General features: G+C 47.9%; 17 protein-coding genes and 1 tRNA gene. 8 read left to right on the top strand and 10 right to left on the bottom strand.

What is annotated here, in order from left to right; genetic code table 11:
* Positions 1-3: 3 nt before the first annotated feature.
* Positions 4-1,383 carry a Gfo/Idh/MocA family protein gene (locus tag M4J38_RS07085; protein ID WP_251758845.1) on the bottom strand — a complete coding sequence of 460 codons (1,380 nt, stop codon included), beginning with the start codon at positions 1,381-1,383 and terminating at the stop codon, positions 4-6.
* A gap of 99 nt (positions 1,384-1,482) precedes the next feature.
* Positions 1,483-2,295 carry an endonuclease/exonuclease/phosphatase family protein gene (locus tag M4J38_RS07080; RefSeq protein ID WP_251758844.1) on the bottom strand — a complete coding sequence of 271 codons (813 nt, stop codon included), beginning with the start codon at positions 2,293-2,295 and terminating at the stop codon, positions 1,483-1,485.
* A gap of 426 nt (positions 2,296-2,721) precedes the next feature.
* Here M4J38_RS07080 and M4J38_RS07075 point away from each other — a divergent pair, with 426 nt between their 5' ends.
* The gene (locus M4J38_RS07075) at positions 2,722-3,183 is read left to right on the top strand and encodes a low affinity iron permease family protein (protein WP_251758843.1); all 462 of its coding nucleotides are present in this window, start codon (positions 2,722-2,724) and stop codon (positions 3,181-3,183) included.
* A gap of 107 nt (positions 3,184-3,290) precedes the next feature.
* Positions 3,291-3,500, top strand: a complete 210-nt coding sequence (locus M4J38_RS07070) for a hypothetical protein (protein WP_251758842.1) — start codon at positions 3,291-3,293, stop codon at positions 3,498-3,500.
* 244 nt (positions 3,501-3,744) lie between these two features.
* Here the strand turns inward: M4J38_RS07070 and M4J38_RS07065 are convergent, their stop codons facing one another.
* Both M4J38_RS07065 and M4J38_RS07060 read right to left on the bottom strand, forming a co-directional pair.
* Positions 3,745-4,053, bottom strand: coding sequence for a hypothetical protein (locus M4J38_RS07065; protein WP_251758841.1), 309 nt, complete (start codon positions 4,051-4,053; stop codon positions 3,745-3,747).
* Between the two features lie 198 nt (positions 4,054-4,251).
* Positions 4,252-5,919 (bottom strand): AraC family transcriptional regulator, encoded by a 1,668-nt coding sequence (locus M4J38_RS07060; RefSeq protein WP_251758840.1) that lies wholly within the window; start codon positions 5,917-5,919, stop codon positions 4,252-4,254.
* Positions 5,920-6,022: 103 nt separating this feature from the next.
* On the opposite strand from M4J38_RS07060, the gene M4J38_RS07055 reads away from it, so the two are divergent.
* Positions 6,023-7,864: a UbiD family decarboxylase gene (locus M4J38_RS07055; protein WP_251758839.1), complete on the top strand. Its 1,842-nt coding sequence runs from the start codon at positions 6,023-6,025 to the stop codon at positions 7,862-7,864.
* 8 nt (positions 7,865-7,872) lie between these two features.
* Here M4J38_RS07055 and M4J38_RS07050 read toward each other — a convergent pair whose 3' ends face one another.
* The gene (locus M4J38_RS07050) at positions 7,873-8,298 is read right to left on the bottom strand and encodes a globin domain-containing protein (protein ID WP_251758838.1); all 426 of its coding nucleotides are present in this window, start codon (positions 8,296-8,298) and stop codon (positions 7,873-7,875) included.
* Positions 8,299-8,437: 139 nt separating this feature from the next.
* Here M4J38_RS07050 and M4J38_RS07045 point away from each other — a divergent pair, with 139 nt between their 5' ends.
* Together M4J38_RS07045 and M4J38_RS07040 are read left to right on the top strand one after the other, a co-directional pair.
* A complete protein-coding gene (locus M4J38_RS07045) occupies positions 8,438-8,944 on the top strand; it encodes a hypothetical protein (protein ID WP_251758837.1) in 507 nt (168 codons plus the stop codon).
* Between the two features lie 99 nt (positions 8,945-9,043).
* Positions 9,044-9,796: an SDR family NAD(P)-dependent oxidoreductase gene (locus M4J38_RS07040; protein WP_251758836.1), complete on the top strand. Its 753-nt coding sequence runs from the start codon at positions 9,044-9,046 to the stop codon at positions 9,794-9,796.
* Between the two features lie 126 nt (positions 9,797-9,922).
* On the opposite strand, the gene M4J38_RS07035 is transcribed toward M4J38_RS07040, so the two are convergent.
* The 3 genes from M4J38_RS07035 to M4J38_RS07025 form a co-directional block, all read right to left on the bottom strand.
* Positions 9,923-10,966 carry a serine hydrolase gene (locus M4J38_RS07035; protein WP_251758835.1) on the bottom strand — a complete coding sequence of 348 codons (1,044 nt, stop codon included), beginning with the start codon at positions 10,964-10,966 and terminating at the stop codon, positions 9,923-9,925.
* A gap of 909 nt (positions 10,967-11,875) precedes the next feature.
* A tRNA-Ser gene (locus M4J38_RS07030) sits at positions 11,876-11,960 on the bottom strand.
* A gap of 43 nt (positions 11,961-12,003) precedes the next feature.
* Positions 12,004-14,121 carry an endonuclease MutS2 gene (locus tag M4J38_RS07025; RefSeq protein WP_251758834.1) on the bottom strand — a complete coding sequence of 706 codons (2,118 nt, stop codon included), beginning with the start codon at positions 14,119-14,121 and terminating at the stop codon, positions 12,004-12,006.
* Between the two features lie 305 nt (positions 14,122-14,426).
* Here M4J38_RS07025 and msrA point away from each other — a divergent pair, with 305 nt between their 5' ends.
* Entirely contained in the window at positions 14,427-14,993 is a 567-nt protein-coding gene (msrA, locus tag M4J38_RS07020; RefSeq protein WP_251758833.1) for a peptide-methionine (S)-S-oxide reductase MsrA, read from the top strand.
* A 1-nt stretch (position 14,994) separates the two neighbouring features.
* Here msrA and M4J38_RS07015 read toward each other — a convergent pair whose 3' ends face one another.
* Positions 14,995-16,578 carry an ABC transporter substrate-binding protein gene (locus tag M4J38_RS07015; RefSeq protein WP_251758832.1) on the bottom strand — a complete coding sequence of 528 codons (1,584 nt, stop codon included), beginning with the start codon at positions 16,576-16,578 and terminating at the stop codon, positions 14,995-14,997.
* A gap of 93 nt (positions 16,579-16,671) precedes the next feature.
* Here M4J38_RS07015 and M4J38_RS07010 point away from each other — a divergent pair, with 93 nt between their 5' ends.
* The gene (locus M4J38_RS07010) at positions 16,672-18,327 is read left to right on the top strand and encodes a M1 family metallopeptidase (protein ID WP_251758831.1); all 1,656 of its coding nucleotides are present in this window, start codon (positions 16,672-16,674) and stop codon (positions 18,325-18,327) included.
* A 5-nt stretch (positions 18,328-18,332) separates the two neighbouring features.
* On the top strand, positions 18,333-19,829 hold the full coding sequence (locus M4J38_RS07005; RefSeq protein WP_251758830.1) for an oligosaccharide flippase family protein: 1,497 nt from the start codon (positions 18,333-18,335) through the stop codon (positions 19,827-19,829).
* A gap of 11 nt (positions 19,830-19,840) precedes the next feature.
* Here M4J38_RS07005 and M4J38_RS07000 read toward each other — a convergent pair whose 3' ends face one another.
* Positions 19,841-21,025, bottom strand: a complete 1,185-nt coding sequence (locus M4J38_RS07000; RefSeq protein WP_251758829.1) for an acetyl-CoA C-acyltransferase — start codon at positions 21,023-21,025, stop codon at positions 19,841-19,843.
* Positions 21,026-21,092: the final 67 nt, after the last annotated feature.

Genomic DNA, 21,092 nt, shown 5'->3' with positions numbered 1-21,092 from the left:
GATTTATTTGTTGATGACTTTCAAAGCGTTCGGGTCCCAGTGGATGATCTTGTTCTCGAAGTAACTATCGTTGCAAAGCAATGCGGGCGCGGCTGCACGGTAACCGAAAAGTGCATCTTCGGACACTTTTCCTTTTGTACGCATGGCCTGGAACATGTTGTAGAAATGGTCGAAATGCGCGCCTTTGTAGCCTTTATCCGCAACGTATTCCAGTTTGTCCGGCCCCAGCATATCTTTTCTTTCGTATACATATTTCTTTCCGGTATCGCCCTGCATTTTACTGGCCAGCAGCGGATCTTCCACATCGGCTTTGTTGCGGTAGAGCGTTACTTTATCCCATTCCACCGTCATGGAGCCTTCGCTGCCCACCATGCGGAGGTAGTTGGTGCCGCCGGTACCATCTACGAAGTTCACGCGCAGTGAGAGGTTAAACGCGGGATGCGCCTGTGTTTCCGGGTAATCGAACATGCCCAGCATCACATCGGGTACTTCCCGCCCATCTTTCCAGAACCGGAGACCGCCGGTGGCCATCACTTTATTAGGGCCAACGGAGTTGGTCACAAAATGCAGGGAGCTGAAAAGATGCACGAACAGGTCGCCTGAAACGCCGGTGCCGTAATCGCGGTAGTTTCTCCAGCGGAAGAAACGTGTGGCATCGAAGCTACGTTTGGTGGTATTGGCAACAAACGCGTCCCATCCTACAGTTTTCGGAGATGCGTCTGCGGGAATCGGGTATTGCCATGCGCCTGTTGGCGACATCCTGGCCCAGAAACCTTCCGCATAATTGAGTTTACCGATGGCGCCGTCTTTCAGTAGTTCCCGCGCTTTCTCATTGCCGAGCGAACTCATGCCCTGACTGCCCACTTCAAATACCACATTGTTCTTTTTCTGGGCTTCAATTACTGCAGGCCCTTCCTCCACACTATGCACCATCGGCTTTTCACAATAAACGGCTTTTCCTTTGTTCATGGCCGCCACGGAAATATCCTTGTGCCAGTGGTCCGGTGTAGCGATGATCACGGCGTCAACGTCCTTTCTTTCCAATACTTCACGGTAATCGCGGGTGGTGAAGATATCGGCGCCGAAACGTTTTTTAGCATCCGCTAGGTGCCCGTCGTACAGGTCGCAGGCCCCGATGATTTTCACGCCGGGAACAGAAGCGGCGGTCATTGCGTCGGAAGTGCCCATTCCTCCGGCGCCGATCAGCACTACCTGGATCTGGTCGTTGGCTTCATAGTTTATTTTTGGCGCCTGCATTACGCGCAGGTTGCGCTCCCGGTCGGCAGCCGTAACTATGGCCGGCGTAAGTGTTGCGCCTACCAGACCTTTCCCCATTTTGGTCAGAAACGACCGCCTGCTTTTTTCGTTGTTGTTCGTTGACATGATCGGTTTTGGTTATAAATCAAGAGTGTTGAACGTTTGTAATTTAAGGAAATCGAATTGAACGGCGTTGCTCAAACGTTTGCGTAAGCTCAATCAAGTTCATTTCATTTTTAGTTCGGCATATACCGGGAGGTGATCGGAAGCGTATTGCTCATTGATCACTTTATGCAGAAGCACATCAAATTTTTTGGGTGTGAACGCAATGTAATCAATGGTGCTGGTGGGATTGATCACCGGAATGGTAAAGCCGCAATTGGCAACACAAGTTCTACTGAACCGGCTATCCAGCGCCTTAATCACCGCGCTGGATGGCTCGGCGTTGAAATCACCGGCGATTACAACCGGCAAAGTTTCATCCTTAGTGAGTTCCAGTATTTTATTCACCTGCAGTATACGGCTGTTTTCTTCCTCCTGCGCGTCCAGGTGTGTGCAGGCGAGGCGGATATATTTCCCAGCCGCGGTCTTTACACGAACAGTGGCGAGTACCCGCGCTTCTCCCCCGGTGTTGGGCAGTGGAAAAGCTTTTCCTTCATCCATAGGGAGTTTGGAAAGAATGGCCACGCCGTATTCACCACCATCATAGTCAATCGCTTTTCCAAAGTAAGCCTTCATACCTGTTCTGGCGGCAAGGTCCTCAGCCTGGTGCAATTGCACGCCCGACCTACCTGTATGAACATCCACTTCCTGCAACGCCACCACATCAGGTTTTTCCCTGTTGATGACGCCGGCAATGGCGGCCATATCAATAACGCCGGGCTTCGACGGCGGGTTGGCATGGTGAATATTGTAACAAAGTATTTTAAGATCGGCCCCGGTTACAGTTCCGGTAGTTGTATTTCCGCCGGAAGGCACGGTGGTTTTCCTGGAACAGGCCAGGAGTAAAAAACATGCTGCAAAGCGTATAAATCTCATGAAGTAACATTTTTACAAAAACAGGCTTCTTCGGTTGCGACCGTGAAGGAATTTGGAAGACCAGGTGTTTTTCGGCCAGCCAAACCCGTTATAAAACTAGCGAATCATTTTAGTTCGCTCCTCCAATATTTTAACCTGTTTGGTTTCGTATTGTGGAAACTGCAACAGCGCAATCCGGCAGCAATGTATCCGGGCAGCTTCAGATTCTCGTTCTTACGTTGATTCTTTGAATAGAAGTTTGGGGCAAACGGTGACAGATCACTTAATAACCCGAAGTATCCTGTTAGCGGAACGGATACCAGTCGGCTTCCGTAATTTCGTACCCTGAATGCATCTTTGAAATTTGCCGCCAAAAATATAGGAGCATTACAGGGCGGCCACGTTAAGTTTTGGTCAACTACAGTAAATTAAAGAAAATAAAACAGCATGAAAGCAAAAAGAAAAGGGCAGCGTAAGCTGTTCGATAAGGTGGCGGCCAAGGTAACTAAGGCGGCCGGAAGCCCGGCGGCATCCGTAAGCGCCATACTGATCGTTGTAGTTTGGGCCTTGTGCGGACCGGTATTCGATTATTCAGAAACCTGGCAACTGGTGATCAACACAGGCACCACCATCATTACCTTCCTGATGGTATTCGTGATCCAGCAATCGCAGAACAAGGATACGGCGGCCCTCCACATGAAGCTGAACGAACTCATCGCCAGCAGTCCGCAGGCCAGTAACCGGCTGGTAGATCTGGAGGAACTCACGGAAGCGGAAATTGAAGCGGTCAGGAAGTATTACAGAAAGATTGCCCTGCTGGCTGAAAAGGAGGCCGATATCCACCAATCTCATTCCCTGGATGAGGCATGCGATAACCATTTGAGGAAAGTTAAAAGCAACCGGAAATAAATGTGGAAAAATTGATCCGTTTATGTGGATGAATGGAGCAATTAACGTAAATTCACACATCTAACGATGCTGGCATATTTTTTTTAACCAGATTAAAAAAGAGTCCTATGCAGCATCCATTGTTAAAGCAAAAAACGTCTTCTCCCATTCTTACTGTTGAAAATCCGAGGGATTATGTGCCCATGCACGCAATTATTACTTCGGAGGAAAAGTCATCCAAAAAGATGGTTACGAACAGTAATGAAGGAAAAGATGCCCAATCCGGGATGATATGGGATGCGCCCATTTTTACCGGTCGCGATGGAGAGATTTGGTAATTGAAGTGCCACCTCTTTTCCGGGCGGGAGCCGGAAGCAGTGAAAATTGCTTCCGGCTTTTTTTATTTCTTTTTAATATTTATTTATTTCCTCGCTACGACGCTACGGCGCAACGGGATGCTGATTTAATTTTTGCTAAGGAAATGCTGGCAGGTTGTGTTGATTTCATTAGATGCTCTGCGCCCTGGAGGCTGGGAAGAACGAAGCAGTACGCCGTTGCGCCGTTGTGTCGTTGCGTGAAAAACTACTCTTTCAAAAACCTACGGCTCTTAATGCCACCTTTTCGCTGCATCACCGCAAGGTTATAGATTCCTGCTGGCAAGGCCGATACATCCATTTTGCAAAGAAGTTCTTCTTCGCACTCCTGCTCCAACAGGATATCGCCCTGAGAATTGTACACATAAACTCTTTCTATTATACCATACCTTTCGGCATCTACCTCCAGCATGTCTTTCACGATAAGCTGCGGATGGTTATCAGAAAGGTACACATCATCTGAAGGGATGGAAGAACTACGGTTGAAATAACTTAACCAGTTGGTGCCGTTGTACATGATCGGGAAGGGTAAAGCCTTGGGAGGCGGTTTCGAATTGGGGTGTATCCGGGGTAAATGGATGCCCTTCAAAACTAAGTGCCCTATCCTTTTTTCTTTAAACGGGGTTCTCTCAATTCCTGAATTTGAACTCTCAAAACAGGGAAAATAGCCATATAAAACTATAAATTCCGTGTTTTGAAATGGTTATGGATGAATTTACACCTCCTGATGCTGTACGCCCTCCCGGCACATTTCATAAAAACTGGAAGGCGTTAACCCGGTCAGGTCTTTAAACTGGCGGTAAAAAGTGGACGGGTTGCTGAACCCGCAGTCGGCCGCGATCTGTTTTAAAGTAAGTTCCTGGCCTGAAAGCATCAGCCTTTTGGCTTCATTGATCCGGTAGTCGTTGAGGAAGCCGGAGAAGTTTTTCCCACTCAGGGAGTTGATGGCCTGCGAGATGTATTTGTCGTTGCTGCCAAGCGCGGCACTCAGGTCGGCGATGGTGAGGTTGGGGCGACGGAACAATTTTTCTTCGGCCATTCTTTCTTCGATACGGGCGAAAAGTTCCGCGTGCTGACTTCTGCCCTCCTTTTCCTGCTGTCCGGTTGCCACAGTTTCGACTATCACCCTGGGCTGCCTGGTTTGGGCCACATTACTCAGGTAAAGCGAACGCATCAGCTTTTTGGAGCGTACATATAATATAGTAATGAACACCAGCGCTCCGCAGATAAGCAAGATCGCGCCCCCCATCAGCAGCAGCTGGTTCCTGCGTTGCCGCAGTTTTTCAGACTGGGCCAGGATCTGCGCCTCTTTTTTCTCCAGTTCGTAGAGGTTCTTCAATTCGTCGTAGCGTGCAAGCGCCCCAGCTTCCGCTTCTTTCTCCAGGAAATCCTGGAATTGGGCCGCCCATTTTCTATACTGCTGGTAGTTGCCTTGCTGAGCGTAGAGATCGGTCATGAGCCAGTACAATCGTTCATAATTATCCCTGGTTTGCGCGGAATCACTCATCAGGAAGGCCATTTTGAAGTTCTTTTCTGCTTCGGGATAGTTTTTCAGGGCCAGGTAATTTTCGCCCATGTTCATAAAAATGGTTCCTTCAAAACCAATCATACCTAATTCCCTTGCCATACGGAGCGCTTTCTCCTGCGTGGCGATAGCAAGATCGTATTGCTTTTTATCCGAATACCTTACGCCAAGATTATTGGTTAATACGGTTTCGCCATATACATCACCAATAGCCTGGTACAGTTGCAGGCTTAACACGTTGTACTTATAGGCTGAATCGTAACTGCCCTGTTCAGCATAAAAAACAGAGAGGTTCTGGAAACACAATGCAATATTGAGCGTGTCCTTTTTACCAGTGAAATAGGCCAATGCACGCCGGGTAGTGGCATCCGCTTCCTTGTAATTCTTTACCCTTCCTGCCAGCAACCCGATATTGATCCATGTTTCAGCGATGCCGGTGCTGTCTTTCCGCTGTTCCGCAAGCTTTAGCGACTCCTGGTAAGCAGACAACGCCTGTGGGAGAAGATTCAGTTTATCCGAAGATGCGCCGATATTGTTCCAGCAGGATTCGGCCAGTTTCAGGTCTTTTTGCAGGAAGTCAGACTTCAACGCCTTTTGGAAGTAGTCTACTGATATATAATAGTGTCCCAGGTAGTAATTAATGGTGCCCAACAAATAGTGGCCCCTGGCCAGGCTGGAATCCACGTTCTTTTCCCTGGACTGCCGGAGAAATTCCAAAGCCAGCTTTTCGGCCTCTACGGCCTGGTTGGGCAATAGTTTTTTAGCGGAATCGTACAGGGTTTTATCCTGGGTGAAAGCGGGAGAAAAAAACAGGGTAAATGCAAAAGCCAGCAAACACGCGGCACACAGCTTCATCATAAACGGAAGGTTTTCGGGAACACAATATTAGCCAATGCGGCGAAGCCGTTCAAAACTATTTCTCCCCGTATGTGTTCTATCTTTGCCCCACAAAACATTAGTCATGGCGTACCGATCAATGGAGGAGTGTCTGCTCGACCTGGAAAGGAACAATCAACTGGTTAGGATAAAAGAAGAAGTGGATCCGCATCTTGAAATGGCGGCTATCCATCTGCGTGTATATGAAGCCGGCGGCCCCGCCCTCTTGTTCGAACGCGTAAAAGGCAGCAGGTTCCGGGCGGCCTCTAATATTTTCGGTACCCTGGAACGGAGCCGGTTCATTTTCAGGGATACCCTTGCGGGTGTTCAGCAACTGATCGCACTGAAGAACGACCCCATGCAGGCGTTGAAAAAGCCTTTCAGTAACCTCGGAGCCGGTTTGGCAGCCTTCCGGGCGCTTCCACTGAAGAACCCCATCTCCAAACCTGTATTGCACGAGGAAATCAATATATCCGATATTCCACAAATTCAGCACTGGCCCATGGATGGCGGCGCTTTCGTGACCCTTCCGCAAGTGTATACCGAAGATCCTGACCAGCCCGGTATCATGAAATCCAACCTGGGCATGTACCGGATACAGCTTTCAGGGAACGACTACGCGCCTGACCGGGAAATCGGTTTGCACTACCAGTTGCACCGTGGCATAGGCGTTCACCAAACGAAAGCCAATAAAAAAGGAATGCCGCTGAAGGTGAGTGTATTCGCCGGAGGTCCTCCCTCCCACACCGTTTCGGCCGTGATGCCCCTGCCCGAAGGGATCAGTGAAATGACTTTTGCCGGCGTGCTCGGCGGAAGAAGGTTCCGTTATACTTACCAGGACGGGTTCTGCATCAGTACCGATGCCGATTTCGTGATCACCGGAGCAGTTTATCCCGGAGAAAACAAACCTGAAGGTCCTTTTGGCGACCACCTGGGGTATTATAGTCTGAAACATTCTTTTCCCCTGATGCGCGTGCACAAGGTATTCGCCCGTAAAAACGCCATCTGGCCCTTTACCGTAGTGGGAAGACCACCGCAGGAAGATACCAGCTTCGGCCAGCTGATCCACGAGATCACCGGAGACGCTATTCCCAGCGAAATTCCGGGCGTAAAAGAAGTACACGCCGTGGATGCAGCTGGCGTGCATCCTTTGTTGCTCGCCGTTGGCTCGGAAAGATATACGCCTTACATGCCCGCCAAACAACCGGCGGAATTGCTGACCATCGCCAACCATATTCTCGGAACGGGACAACTTAGCCTGGCTAAATTCCTGTTCATCACCGCCGATGAAGCGAACAAGGTGACCACGCACAATATAGCGGAATACTTCTCTTTTCTACTAAAGAGGATCAACCTGGAAAGGGATGTACATTTTCATACCCATACCACCATTGATACCCTGGATTACTCGGGAACAGGGTTGAATACCGGCAGCAAAGTGGTTTTCGCCGCTTACGGAGACCCGGTGCGCTCCCTTTGTACAGAAGTGCCGCGACCGCTGAAAGAAGGACGTGGATTTGCGGATGTTCAACTCATCATGCCCGGCGTGGTGGCCATTCAAACTAAAGCTTATGCAACCCCCAATGAAACTGAAAGCGAATTGAAAGAGATGAATGCGCAGTTGTCTGCACAACTGGAGGAGCTCCGGGATCTTCCGCTGATCGTTTGGTGCGACGATGCTGCTTTTACCGCCGCCAGTCTCCGGAATTTCCTTTGGGTAACCTTCACACGGAGCAACCCTTCCCATGACATCCATGGTATCGCTTCTTTTACCGAAAACAAACACTGGGGCTGCAAAGGACCACTGGTAATTGACGCGCGCATCAAGCCGCACCATGCGCCGGTACTGGAAACGGACGCTTCTGTTGAAAAGAAGATTGACAGGTTGTTTGCGAAAGGAGGTTCATTGTACGGAAAACTCCATTAAGCAGGAGCTTATTCCATTTTTGGATTTCCCGCACTGATCATGGCCTGTGCAAGGATGGTGTAACAGGTGAGCCAGGCATCTTTCACCGCTTCGTTCCAATCGGTGCGGAGTCCCTGCTCCAATGTCCACAACAACGCTTCCCCTACCGCATCATAGTGTTCGGGGCGAACGCCGTACCCGGTATGTCTTTCCGCCATAGCTCCAATTGCCGTGCCCAACGCTTCAATATCTTCCAGGCCCGCTACGATTGTATTCAGCATCTGAATCAGTTTTTCATACTGGTCCGTCATCTTCTTCGGGAACATGGGCCGGAGCTGCGGATAGTCAAAAAAGAGTTTGCTGTAAAAAACATCTCCCACCAACTTCGGGTCAATGTTCCTGAATAAAAACCAGGTGCTTTTCACCAATTTGATCTGCTGGCTGCTCATCGTCATAACTCATGTATTGTGTATAACCAACCGGGTATTTTCTCATGCGTTGCCCCGATAATTTACAGATTTTAGCTGAATTCTTTTTGCGTCACTCCGTAAAATTGTGGAAATTCACAGACCATTTTCACCTTAAACCTTCAATATGAACCAGCGCAACTTCACCCGTTTCCAACTGCTTTTTCTACTTTTCCCTGCCCTGCTTTTCCTCGCCTGCAACATGGAAAGTTCAGGCTTTTCAAAAAACGCCAATACCGGCATGCTCACCACTTACAAAAACCTGGAAGTGAGCGGTACAAAAATTTTCATGAATGAAGAGGAAATCAACCATGTGGATATTCCGCTGGGCGAAAGCTTTATCATCCGCAACGAAAATGTAAAAGGGCTAAAAGAGAAAGACGGCAAAGTAAGTGTAGGTTGTTCATTGCTCATCCAGGATAAAAATGGGAAAACCCTGCTTTCGGAACCGGACCTGTTTAAAGGGCAGGACCTGTTCGACAAAGAGCAAACCAATTTTCTCTCCTGCACCGTGAATACCGGTTCGCCCATGCAATGGGAAGAAACATACGATGTAACCGTGGTGTTCACGGATAAATACGGAAATGGCGCGATAGAAAACAAAGTGAAGATCAGAATGATTGATGTACCATAGGCATTGAAGAAACGTTTCATGAACAATTCGTTTCCCAGTCAACCTTTGTGCCCTGAACCGTGTTAGGAAAGTAATATTCATTCACTAAAATCTGACACAATGGAATTACTGAAAGGAAAAGTCGCGATTGTAACGGGAGCAGGATCAGGTATAGGGAAAGCCGTGGCGCTGGCGTATGCCAAAGAAGGCGCATCGGTAGTGGTTTCCGATATCAATGAACAGGGCGGAGCGGAAACGGTAAAAGAGATACAGGACCTGGATGGGAAAGCCATATTTTTTAAGGCCGACGCCGCTTCAGAAGAAGGCAATAAGGCTTTGGTAGACAAAGCCCTGGAAGTATATGGAAAGCTGGATATCGCCTGCAACAACGCTGGTATCGGCGGAGCGGCCGCGCCTTCCGGAGACTATACGGCAGCCGACTGGGAGAAAGTGGTGAGCCTGAACCTCAACGGTGTTTTTTATGGCTGCAAATACCAACTCCTGGCGATGGAAAAGAATGGCGGCGGCGCTATCGTAAACATCGCCTCCATACACGGAACCGTAGCCGCGCCTTACTCTCCGGCATATACGGCTACCAAACACGCGGTGGTAGGGCTTACAAAAAATATCGGCGCTGAATATGCGCAGAAGAACATCCGTTGTAACGCCGTAGGTCCGGCTTATATTGAAACGCCGTTGCTCACCAACCACCTGAACAAGGAACAACTTGAAGCGATCGTGGCCAAACACCCCATCGGGAGATTGGGCCGCCCGGAAGAAGTGGCGGAACTGGTGTTGTTCCTGAGTTCCGGTAAGGCGTCTTTTATGACCGGGGCATATTATCTTGTGGATGGGGGCTACACGGCCATTTAATTAGTTATGCGTTAAAGCGAATTAAGCGTTCATTCCATTTTACCACAGCTCTAATGGATTCAAAAAAAATGGGCAGACAAATACAACTTGTCTGCCCATTTTGGTGAAGATAAACACCTGGTGTAATTACCTCATCTCAATATCAAATATTTTCTCTCCATCATTACCTAAATAGTGCTTTACTATTTTTTCGTAAAGCCCAGCCCCAGTATCCGAATTGGTAAATATCAAAAGCCCTCTTTGTGTTTTCGGCAAAAGAAATACAATTGTACGAACCCCCTCATCGGAGCCACCATGCGATAAAGCATATCCGCCATCGCCCAGATCATAAATTTCGAATCCCAAACCAAAGTGTTTTCCCTTAGAACTGGCAACCTGATTTGTTGTCATTTCATGAAACACCTCTTTTGTAAGCCCTTCGCTGTGCAGTACACTTAATAAGAAATTTCCATAATCCTCAATGGTCGTCAATAAGTCATCCGCTGCGCTGGCGGTTTTTCCTTTCACTGTTTTGTAAGCATTCCCATTGCGGTCGTAGCCAATAGCAAATCTTGATGTATCAACACTTTTATCCCAGACAAACTTAGTATCATTCATTTTTAACGGGCGAAAAATAAGCTCATCTGCCAATTGCGTTAACGACTTTTGAAACTTCTTTTCCAACGCTTTCTTCAGGTATTCAAATCCCTCTCCGGAATATTGGTATCCGGTACCCGGATCAAATTGGAACCCCAGTTTCTTATCCTCATTCATCCAACGCCAATTGGGAAAACCAGTTTGATGGCTGAGCACGATTCTTGTGGTCAGCTTCTTACTTCTCGGGTCATTTGCAATATCCGGATCGATCCAATATTTATACAGCGGCTCGTCCAGGTTCAATTTACCAGAACTGACCAACTTCAGCGCCACAATTGCGGTTACCGGTTTGGTAAGGGATGCCACGTTGAAGATGGTGTTGTACGGCGCGGCAATACCTTTAGTGATCTCCCCAAACACTTTCACCTGCTTTAGTTTACCATCTTCAATAACACCAATGCCAAGAGCCGGCACATGATTTTGTTTCAGCCATGCTTCAATATTGGAATTGTTGTCAAATAATGTAGTATCTGCCTGAGTAAAGGCTGAAAAAAAAGACAGGCTGAAAAGGACTGTTGTCAGGAACTTTTTCATGTGATTATTAAACTTGGTAGCAGAAAAATATAAATAGTTTTCGGTAGCGCAGAAACTTCTGAGTTGGTTTTTATTTTTCCGGCTTCAGGTAAAATTTCAACTGCTGTTGTGTCACTCACTGCACCGTTCATGGCTTTATTCAGCTTTTTTTCGCCAACTTCCACCCGCTATCCCGGCCGGGAATTAATACACATCAGGTGGAAGATAGGCCTAACCTGTGAACTTCTCTACCCTCAACCTGGTATTGCAGGTGGATTATTGAAAGTGTATTAAATATATCAATGCTAGTAAACTAAAAGAAATAAAAATAGCGGTGAAATACATAAGAATATATAGGCAACTATAAACACCACCTTTATACGACGAACTTTACGCGACTCGTTTCCCCACTCCAGTTCATATTTGGGGAATTTATCTTTATAGTAAAAATGATTTATTACTAAATTTATTATTATGAAAAATAAATACACACCTTTCCATTCTTTAAATGAATAAAATGGCGTGTGCATATACCTGCTGTATAGTTTCAGGCCTAACATAGCTGAACCACCAATCAGAATAGACTGGGGAAGTGTTACAATGCCTGCAGACCGAAATGTGTCATTCCCATCCCATCTCTTATAATAATCATGCATTCTGTAAAAAAATAAGACGTAGTTAAGCTGAACATACACTTAATAGTTTTACCCCATGCTTTCATACAATATGCTAATTAGTAGACTGCAGATCGCATTCCTGTGGTGAATTTACGTTCGTGATTCTTGCGTATTGGTAATAATGGCGTGAATGCTGCATGGAATAAGACGGTGTAAAAGGAAGTAAAATAAGCATGGCTAAAAAGAAAAAGCCTGAAATCACTTGATTTGCAGGCTTCATTCATTTAAGTTAATCTAATCTGACAAACTTTAGCGGAGAGAGAGGGATTCGAACCCCCGGAGGTGTAACCCTCAACGGTTTTCAAGACCGCCGCAATCGACCACTCTGCCATCTCTCCGGGTGCGAAATTAGGGTAACCGATAGATATCTTCCAAAATTTTTCAGGTATTTATTTCTTCCTGAGGACGGTCACGCACCGCTATAAGTGATTCAACATCAACGGTGATGGGCAATACACCAACCTGGAGCACCGCTTTTTTACCACGGATTTCCTTTACAACGCCAACCTGGTGCCCCTTCTTCATACGGGCTTTTACACCCACAACAATGGGCTGCTCCGTTAAATCCTCGTAACGCGCATCCAGCCGCTTGCGCACTTTTTCGCTTTTGTGGTTGTCCTGTTGTTTGAACAGCAGGGCGTGCAGTTGTTTGAGTACCTCGTTTTTGTCTTCGGCCTTTTTCCAGTCCAAAACGATGTGGCGGAGCTTGCGCTCCATGTCTTTGAGGTAAGCGATCCGGTCCTCGGTGATGCGGTTCTGTTGTTTGAGGAGTTCCACCTGCTGACGGTGCTTCTCTTTATCCAACACTTGTTCCATCTGCTTTTTAAGGCGTTCGTTCTCTTTCAGCAATTGGTTCAGTTGTTTTTCCTTTTCTTCTACCTGGCGCAGGTCCTGTTCGGTACGGTTCAGCAATTTATCGAGGCGGAAATGCTCTTCATCCACCATTTTCCGGGCACGGTTGATGAGCGCGGGATGAAGTCCGATGCGCTGCGCGATGGAGAAGGTGTAAGACGATCCTGGTTTTCCGATGATGAGGCGGTATAAGGGAAGCAGGTTCTCTTCGTCGAAGGCCATGGCACCGTTGATGATGCCGGGCACCTTATTAGCCATCACCTTCAGGTTGAGGTAGTGGGTGGTAACAATGCCCATCGCGTGTTTCCTGGCCAGTTCTTCCATAATCACTTCAGCGAAGGCGCCACCCAGGTTGGGATCACTGCCGCTTCCGAGTTCATCGATGAAAAAAAGTGTTCTTCCGTTGGCCGTTTCTATGAAATGCTTCATGTGGCGGAGGTGCGAACTGTAGGTACTCAGTTCAAATTCCAGGCTCTGGGTATCACCGATATGGATCATCAACTGACGGAAGATGCCGAAAGTGGAGGTTTCACGCACCGGTACCAGCAACCCGCTTTGCAACATGATCTGAAGCAGGCCAACGGTTTTCATGGCCACCGTTTTACCGCCGGCATTCGGACCGGAAATTACCAGTATCCTTTCTTTTTCGTCCAGCTTCAGGGTAACGGGAACGGTATCTTTACCGGATTTTTTATTGTAGATAAATAAAAGCGGATGGTAGGCCCGTTCAATATCGATCACCGACTTATCAGAGAGTTGGGGAAAAACACCGTTCATATCCAGCGCAAGCCTGGCTTTGGCACGGATGTAATCGTATTCGCCGATAAGGTCATGATAGGTCTTCAAAAGATCCGCGAATACCGCGACACGTTGTGTAAGTTGCCGGAGGATACGGTTCACTTCCCGGCTCTCTTCATTTTCCAGGCTGAAAATCTCGTTGTTGAGCGAAATGGTTTCTTCGGGTTCAATGAAAGCCGTTCTGCGTGTATCTGACTCTCCGTGCAGGATGCCTTTGATCATTCTTTTCTGCTCCGCGAACACAGCCACTACCCTTCTGCCATTCAGGAAAGCCTCTTCAATATCGGCCAGGTAGCCCTGCTTGTTCAATTTGGAAATAATCCTTTCGAAAACCCTGCGGAGATCATTTCTTTTCCGGTACAGGTTGAGCCGGATATCAGCCAGTTCAGGTGATGCATTGTCTTTTACCTGGCCATGTTCATCTAGTATCTCATCAATCAGTTTGATGATGGCCTTCTCGTAATGCGTTCCTTCCAGCAGCTTCGCCATGGCCCAGTACTCCTGCCTTCTTTCCGTATCAAACCAGCGGAAAATCTGCTCCATGCTATCGGCCAGTTTACGGATATGCATGAACTGATCGCCCACCAATACGGCCCCGGGAATAGAAAGCAGTTTCAGGTCCTTACGGATGTTCTGCGTGAAATCATTGGGGAAATACAATCCCCTGGCCAGGATGAGGCGGTACTCATCGGTCTGTTTCAGTTCAGGTTCAATAAAGCGGCGATGGGTGTGGATCCTGAGTTCATCGGCCCTTGTTTTTCCGTACTCTGTTTTACAATACTGGTGCACAAGCGATCTGATCTTGTCGAATTCCAACTGCACGGCTGCCGATTCCGGGAAAAGTTTCATCTGTAGGTCTGTTGTGGCGCAAAAATACTGATTTTAGAACGGGTGAAAAACGGTGCATAAGTGTAATTGTGTATATTCGTTGCCTGTTAAACCTTTTGTAAAAACTGCTTTTATAGTTTAATTTAACTAACCGCCGCTACCAATAGGACTAACTTTGCACGGATATTGGTGCTACCTGTTTGGTAAATGTGAAGATTATGAGGTATTATCAGAACGCAGGTCTTTGGACCGTACTTATTGTATTTTCGGGACTCGCCGCCTGGCTGGTCCCATCCTGTGCACAGAGAGAAAACGCATACAAAACAATGACGACATCATTCAATCCTGAAGGCGCCGTGAATACGGATACCGCAACTTTTGGCACCGGCTGCTTCTGGTGTACCGAAGCGGTTTTTGAACAATTGGAAGGCGTTTTGAAAGTTACTTCCGGTTATTCCGGCGGGCACGTTAAAAATCCTACGTACGAGCAGGTTTGTGAAAAGAATACCGGTCATGCGGAAGTGGTGCAACTGGTGTACGATCCCGCAGTGATCAGTTTTGATGAACTGCTCGAAGTATTCTGGCAAACGCATGATCCTACTACTTTGAACCGCCAGGGCAACGATGTGGGGCCGCAGTACCGTTCCGCGATTTTTTATAAAGATGAGGAACAGAAACTTAAGGCGGAGCATTACAAGAAAGAACTCGATAAAGCCGGGGCTTTCAACGCGCCCATCGTAACCGAAATTTCTCCGCTGATTAATTTTTACGCCGCGGAACAATACCACCAGGATTATTATACCAACAATGGTTCACAGCCCTATTGCAACTTTGTGATCCGCCCGAAAATGGAGAAGTTTCAGAAAGCCTTTAAGGAGAAACTGAAAAGATAAGCTACTGATCAAGGGTACACCTTCTTAATTCCAGCAGGTTAAGCGCATTGGGCCGAAAGCCTTTTACGCCATGCTGAACAAGGTGCAATACCATATCGTACCACAAAGGCACCACGGGCGCTTCTTCCACGATGATGCGGTCCATTTCCCGGTACAGTTCATAACGCAGAGAATCGTTGTTCTCCCCTACAGCTTTCTCAAAAAGCGCGTCATACCTGCTGTTCCGGAACCGTGTATAGTTGGGCGGCGCTGGATTTTTTCCATAGAAAACAGACAGGTAATTCTCCGCATCCGGATAATCAGCAATCCAGCTGCCGCGAAAAAACGGTGCCCTCCCATTAGCGGTCATTTCCAGCAACAGGCTTTTCTGAACGGTTTCCACCTGAACGGGAATACCGGCCTCCCCCAGTTCAGTGGCAATGAACGCCGCCAGGTCGGTATAGATCGGGATGGTGAGCAGTTTAATGGCAGGCATTTGTTTTCCGTTTCCATACCCGGCTTCTTCTAAAAGTTTCCTGGCCATTCTGGGATCATAGGAATATCCTTTCACCAGTCTGGCATCAAAAGAAGGCAATCCCATTGGTACAAAACCGGCATGGGCAGCGGTCCCGATGGAGTTGCGCAGGTAGAGCATCATTTTTTCCCGGTCGAAAGCATAGTTGATGGCCTGCCGTACTTTCTTTTGGCGGAGCGGGTTATTCCCGGTTGCCGTATCCTGAAAAATACCGAGGTATTCTATGTTTAAATACGGGTGCTTATGCATTGTTATTTTTCCCTCCCACGCTTTGCGCAATGTGCCTGCTTTGGTAAGCACTTCATCTTTGAAAGAGGATTCAATGTCGTTGATGAAATGCAAGCGCTGCTGGCGGAACTCCAGGAACTCCGCGGCTTTGTTGTCGAGGAAAGAAACCTGGATGCCGTCCAGGTATGGGAGTTGTACGCCCGCTTCATCTTTTTCAAAGTACCGTGGATGCTTTCTAAGTACGAGCGCCTGCCCTTCTTCCCAGAATCCGAAGGAAAAAGGACCGGTTCCCACGGGATTCCTTCTGAAATCGCGGCCATAATGTTGAACGATCTCTTTTGGAACAACAGAACAATATTGCATGCTCAGTATACCCAGCATGGGGCGGAACGGTTGCAGCAGTTTCAGTTGAAAAGTTGTATCGTTTATGGCGGTGAAGGGGTGTATGGTATCTATCTTATTGTTGAATATCCAGGCTCCGCTGCTCGCGGTGGCTGGATCCACAATTCTTTGCAGTGAAAAAACCACATCATCCGCCGTCATTTTCCGGCCCTTTCCCCCGGGAAAAACAGGGTGGTCGTGAAAGAAGACATCGTTGCGGAGCGAGAAGGTGTAGGTTCTGCCATCCGGTGAAATTTCCCATCGTGTAGCGAGCGATGGTTGCAACTGAAGCGTGCTATCCACTTCCACCAGGGTGTTGAACAACTGGTGCACGGCCCACATAATGCTCTGGTTCTTGGCAAAAGCGGGATCAAGCGATGCGATACCGGAGGTTTCATTGTACCGGAAATAGCCCTTGCCGCCTATACTTTTATTCCCGCAATTCAAACAAAAAATGGCCAAAAAGCTGGTGATAACCAATATATAGTATGCAGATGTTGTACTTTTAGCCCCGGTTGATAGCATCTTCCGTTTTTTTTCAAAAGAAAATCTTTTATGCGATTTCTCAAACAAAGTTTCTTTTTTCTGCTCACGTTGCTGCCCGCCTGCCTTTTCGCGCAGGTTTTTTCAAAAGCCGAATTCACCAGACAGGATACTTTACGCGGCTCCCTTACACCGGAACGCATATGGTGGGATGTGGTGCATTATGATATTGCTGTACAACCCGATTTCGACAAACGCACCATTTCAGGAACAAACACCATCACTTTCAAACCGGTTTCCACGCCAACAAAAATGCAGATCGACCTCCAGGAACCGATGCAAATCGATAAAGTGGAACACAACGGAACAGCGGTTTCTTTTACCCGTAACGGCAACGTTTTTTACCTGGATTTACCTGCCGTTCTTCCACTGAAAAGTCTGCAGAAAATCACGATTCATTTCAGCGGTACTCCCAAAGCGGCGAAGAACGCGCCCTGGGATGGCGGCTGGATCTGGAAAAAAGACGGCAATGGTAACCCCTGGGTATCCGTTGCCTGTCAGGGGCTGGGCGCCAGTGTATGGTACCCGAACAAAGATCACCAGTCGGATGAGGTGGACAGCGCCGCGCTTACCATTGTAACGCCTTCCAACCTTAAAGGGGTGGGCAATGGGAGATTGAGAAGTGTTGAAAAAGATGCAAATGAAAACATGCGCTACCGCTGGGCCGTTACCAACCCTATCAACAACTACAATATCGTTCCCTATATCGGCACTTACACCAGTTTCGGCGAAACGCTTCAGGGCGAGAAAGGTCCGCTGGACTGCACTTACTGGGTACTCGAAGAACACCTCGACAAAGCCAAAAAGCAATTCACGCAGGTGGCCCCCATGATGAAATGCTTCGAACACTGGTTCGGCCCCTATCCTTTTTATGAAGACGGTTACAAACTCGTAGACGCTCCGCACCTCGGCATGGAACACCAGAGCGCCGTGGCCTATGGCAATGATTTTGAGAACGGGTACAAGGGGCGCGATCTATCAGGATCAGGCTGGGGCCTGAAGTTCGACTTTATCATCATCCACGAAACCGGTCATGAATGGTTCGGCAACAACATCACCGCGAAAGACATCGCCGATATGTGGATTCACGAAAGTTTCACCAACTATTCTGAAACGATCTACCTTAATTGTTTATACGGCGACAGCGCCGCGAACGCTTACGTGCAGGGCATCAGGAAAAACATCGCGAACGATATTCCCATCATAGGCGTGTACAACGTGAACCGGGAAGGCTCCGGCGATATGTATTACAAAGGCGCGAACATGCTCCACATGATCCGGCAGATGGTGGGCAACGATGAAAAATTCCGGCTGATGTTGCGGAAAATGAACCAGGTCTATTACCATCAAACCGTTACCACAGCGGAAGTAGAAGATTTTTTGTCGAAAGAAACCGGACTTCGGTTGCAGAAAGTTTTCGACCAATACCTTCGCACCACAAAGATTCCCAAACTGGAGATCAACCAGCAAATGAAACGGAACAAACTGTTACTCTCCTACCGGTGGACAGATTGTGTTCCGGGTTTCGACATGAGAACACGCATCAAAGACGCCTCCGGTAACTGGGTATGGATTACTCCCACTGAAAAATGGCAGAAACTCAAAACAGGATACACCGATATGGTGGACGTTAAAACTCTGAAGGATCCTAACTTTTATATCCGGTAACATACATGGGGAATATCCGTAAACAGAGTTTGTATTCTTCCGCGGTTATCATCACGGGTTTCGTGGTGGGCGCCATCAATATGTGGTTCTTCACCTCCAACAATTATTTTACCGCTGAAGAGTTTGGGCTTACCAGGGCGTTTTTCGACATCGCGCAGAACTTCATGGCCTTTGCCAGCCTGGGCTTGCCGGCCGTGATGTACAAATTCTTCCCTTATTACCAGGACAACCTGGAGAAAAAAGACAATGACCTGCTCGCCATCGCGATGATCGGGGGAACAATCGGTTTCATCCTGCTCATGGTGGCAGGCATTTTATTTGAACCATTGGTGATCCGGAAGTTTCAGTACAGGTCGGCCCTGCTGGTGGAATACTATTACTGGATTTTCCCGTTCACTTATTTCTACCTGTTCTATTTCCTGCTGGAAAGCTACAGTTGGCTGCACAGGAAAACCGTTCTTCCCAACTTCCTCAAAGAAGCCGGGGTAAGGCTGCTGACCACCGTTATCATTCTATTGAAAATCGCGGGAATCATCGATTTCGATACATTCATCAAGTTATTCTCGTTCACCTATGGCGGCATCTTTATCACCATCATCATCTATCTTATACGGGAAGATCATTTCCACCTTAACTTCAGCATCAGCCGCGTTACGAAGAAGTTCTACCGGAAGATGCTGACGCTTTTTTCCCTTACTTATCTTTCGCAGATCATCAATACCCTGGCCGTTACATTCGACTCCATTCTGCTCGCCAGTATGAACGGGCTCGCGGTGACCGCGGCATACAACCTGGCCACTTACGCCATCAACCTGGCCATGATTCCCCAGCGCGCGCTGGCGCCTATTACAATATCACATTTGTCGCAGGCCTGGAAAGACAAAAACATCCCGGAGATCAGCAGGATTTACAGCAGGTCATCCATCAACCTGTTGGCCGGAGGCATATTCATCGTGGTGAACATCTGGCTGGGCATGGAGAACGCGATGCAGTTCCTCGGCATGAACGAAGAGTATTTTTCGATACTGGCGATCTTATTTGTGCTTGGTCTTTCCAAACTCGTGGAACTGGGCACCGGGGTTAATAATTATATTATCGGCACCTCCTTATTCTGGCGATTTGAATTTTATTCGGGCATTATTCTCCTTGCGCTCACCATTCCGTTGAACTATTTCCTGATACGGGCTTATGGCCTCAACGGTGCGGTAATTTCAGAACTTATACGCGTATCCGTTTACAATATGATCCGCATGTACTTTCTCTGGTACAAGTTTAAACTCCAGCCTTTCAACAGCAAAACACTCGTGTTATTACTTACCAGCGCGGGCTGTTACCTGTTGCCCCTATTGCTTTTCAGGAACATCGACGGCGTTGCCGGTCTCCTGCTCAAATGCGGCAGTTTTTCTATTTTGTTCTGCGTAACCGTATATTTTACGAAGGTTTCCCCAGACGTAGATCAGTTAATAGCCGTAGGAAAGAAAAGATTGGGCATTGGAAAGTGATCGCCTTGTATTTACAACGCCTCTATCACCATGGCGCTTGCGCCTCCGCCACCGTTGCAAATACCTGCGGCACCATATCGTGCATTGTTTTGCTTCAGCACATGCAGCAGAGTAACAATGATGCGTGCGCCTGAACAACCCAGGGGATGGCCCAGACTCACCGCACCGCCGTGCACGTTCACTTTGGAAGGATCAATATTCAGGCGCTTTGTATTTTCTATGCCCACTACAGCAAAAGCTTCGTTCAGTTCCCAGTAGGCGATGTCTTCCATGGTAAGTCCGGCTTTTGCCACTGCTTTCGGTACAGCAAGGGAAGGCGTGGTGGTAAACCATTCAGGCGCCTGTTCAGCATCGGCATAGGAAACGATTTTACCGATAGGTTTAAGTCCTAATGCCTCAGCTTTTTCTTTTGATACCAGCACCAGCGCCGCGGCGCCATCATTCATGGTAGAAGCATTTGCAGCAGTTACCGTACCATCTTTTTTAAAAGCAGGACGCAGTGTGGGTATCTTATCAAATTTAACATTGAAGGGCTCTTCGTCTTTATTGAACAGCAGCGGATCACCGGCACGCTGTGGAATGGGAACAGGAACGATTTCTTCGTTGAAGGCGCCATTTTCCCAGGCTTTCTGGCTGCGTTGGTAACTGCTTACCGCAAACGCATCCTGCGCTTCACGGGAAATAGCACATTCGCTTGCGCACAGTTCCGCGGCCATCCCCATGGCCTGCCCGTCGTACACATCAGTGAGTCCATCTTTCGCAAGCCCGTCGGCCAGTTGTACATGTCCGTATTTGTTGCCCCAGCGCATGTTTGGGGAGTAGAAGGGCACATTACTCATACTTTCCATTCCCCCTGCAATTACCACATCAGCGTCGCCCAACATAATACTTTGAGCCGCCTGCGCGATAGACTTCATACCGCTTGCGCATACTTTGTTCACTGTAGTGCAATTCACTTCATTGGGAAGTCCGGCAAATTTAGCGGCCTGGCGCGCGGGAGCCTGTCCGAGGTTGGCTTGCAACACACAACCCATCAACACATCCTCCACCAGTTCCGGGGCGATGCCGGCTTTCTCCAAGGCTCCTTTAATAGCGATGGCACCCAGTTGTGTGGCGGAAAAATCTTTTAAAGAACCGCCGAAACTGCCCATAGGTGTACGAACGGCCGACAGAATATATACTTCCCTTTTTTGCATACAGTAGAAATTGAAATGAGTGGACGAAGATAAGGAAAACTAACGAGTGTTAGGTTTATGCGCATTT

It is taken from the genome of Parasegetibacter sp. NRK P23 (genome assembly GCF_023721715.1).
Lineage (GTDB): Bacteria > Bacteroidota > Bacteroidia > Chitinophagales > Chitinophagaceae > Parasegetibacter.
The sequence above is the reverse complement of the archived record's forward strand: the minus strand, read 5'-3'. Positions and strand labels throughout refer to the sequence as shown.

Excerpts from the sequence above, each read along its gene's own strand:
- M4J38_RS07085 (WP_251758845.1), bottom strand. The coding sequence starts at position 1,383 with ATGTCAACGAACAACAACGAAAAAAGCAGGCGGTCGTTTCTGACCAAA.
- M4J38_RS07075 (WP_251758843.1), top strand. The coding sequence starts at position 2,722 with ATGAAAGCAAAAAGAAAAGGGCAGCGTAAGCTGTTCGATAAGGTGGCG.
- M4J38_RS07070 (WP_251758842.1), top strand. The coding sequence starts at position 3,291 with ATGCAGCATCCATTGTTAAAGCAAAAAACGTCTTCTCCCATTCTTACT.
- M4J38_RS07080 (WP_251758844.1), bottom strand. The coding sequence starts at position 2,295 with ATGAGATTTATACGCTTTGCAGCATGTTTTTTACTCCTGGCCTGTTCC.
- M4J38_RS07055 (WP_251758839.1), top strand. The coding sequence starts at position 6,023 with ATGGCGTACCGATCAATGGAGGAGTGTCTGCTCGACCTGGAAAGGAAC.
- M4J38_RS07000 (WP_251758829.1), bottom strand. The coding sequence starts at position 21,025 with ATGCAAAAAAGGGAAGTATATATTCTGTCGGCCGTTCGTACACCTATG.
- M4J38_RS07035 (WP_251758835.1), bottom strand. The coding sequence starts at position 10,966 with ATGAAAAAGTTCCTGACAACAGTCCTTTTCAGCCTGTCTTTTTTTTCA.
- M4J38_RS07065 (WP_251758841.1), bottom strand. The coding sequence starts at position 4,053 with ATGTACAACGGCACCAACTGGTTAAGTTATTTCAACCGTAGTTCTTCC.
- M4J38_RS07005 (WP_251758830.1), top strand. The coding sequence starts at position 18,333 with ATGGGGAATATCCGTAAACAGAGTTTGTATTCTTCCGCGGTTATCATC.
- M4J38_RS07040 (WP_251758836.1), top strand. The coding sequence starts at position 9,044 with ATGGAATTACTGAAAGGAAAAGTCGCGATTGTAACGGGAGCAGGATCA.
- M4J38_RS07060 (WP_251758840.1), bottom strand. The coding sequence starts at position 5,919 with ATGATGAAGCTGTGTGCCGCGTGTTTGCTGGCTTTTGCATTTACCCTG.
- M4J38_RS07010 (WP_251758831.1), top strand. The coding sequence starts at position 16,672 with ATGCGATTTCTCAAACAAAGTTTCTTTTTTCTGCTCACGTTGCTGCCC.
- M4J38_RS07025 (WP_251758834.1), bottom strand. The coding sequence starts at position 14,121 with ATGAAACTTTTCCCGGAATCGGCAGCCGTGCAGTTGGAATTCGACAAG.
- M4J38_RS07050 (WP_251758838.1), bottom strand. The coding sequence starts at position 8,298 with ATGACGATGAGCAGCCAGCAGATCAAATTGGTGAAAAGCACCTGGTTT.
- M4J38_RS07045 (WP_251758837.1), top strand. The coding sequence starts at position 8,438 with ATGAACCAGCGCAACTTCACCCGTTTCCAACTGCTTTTTCTACTTTTC.
- msrA (WP_251758833.1), top strand. The coding sequence starts at position 14,427 with ATGACGACATCATTCAATCCTGAAGGCGCCGTGAATACGGATACCGCA.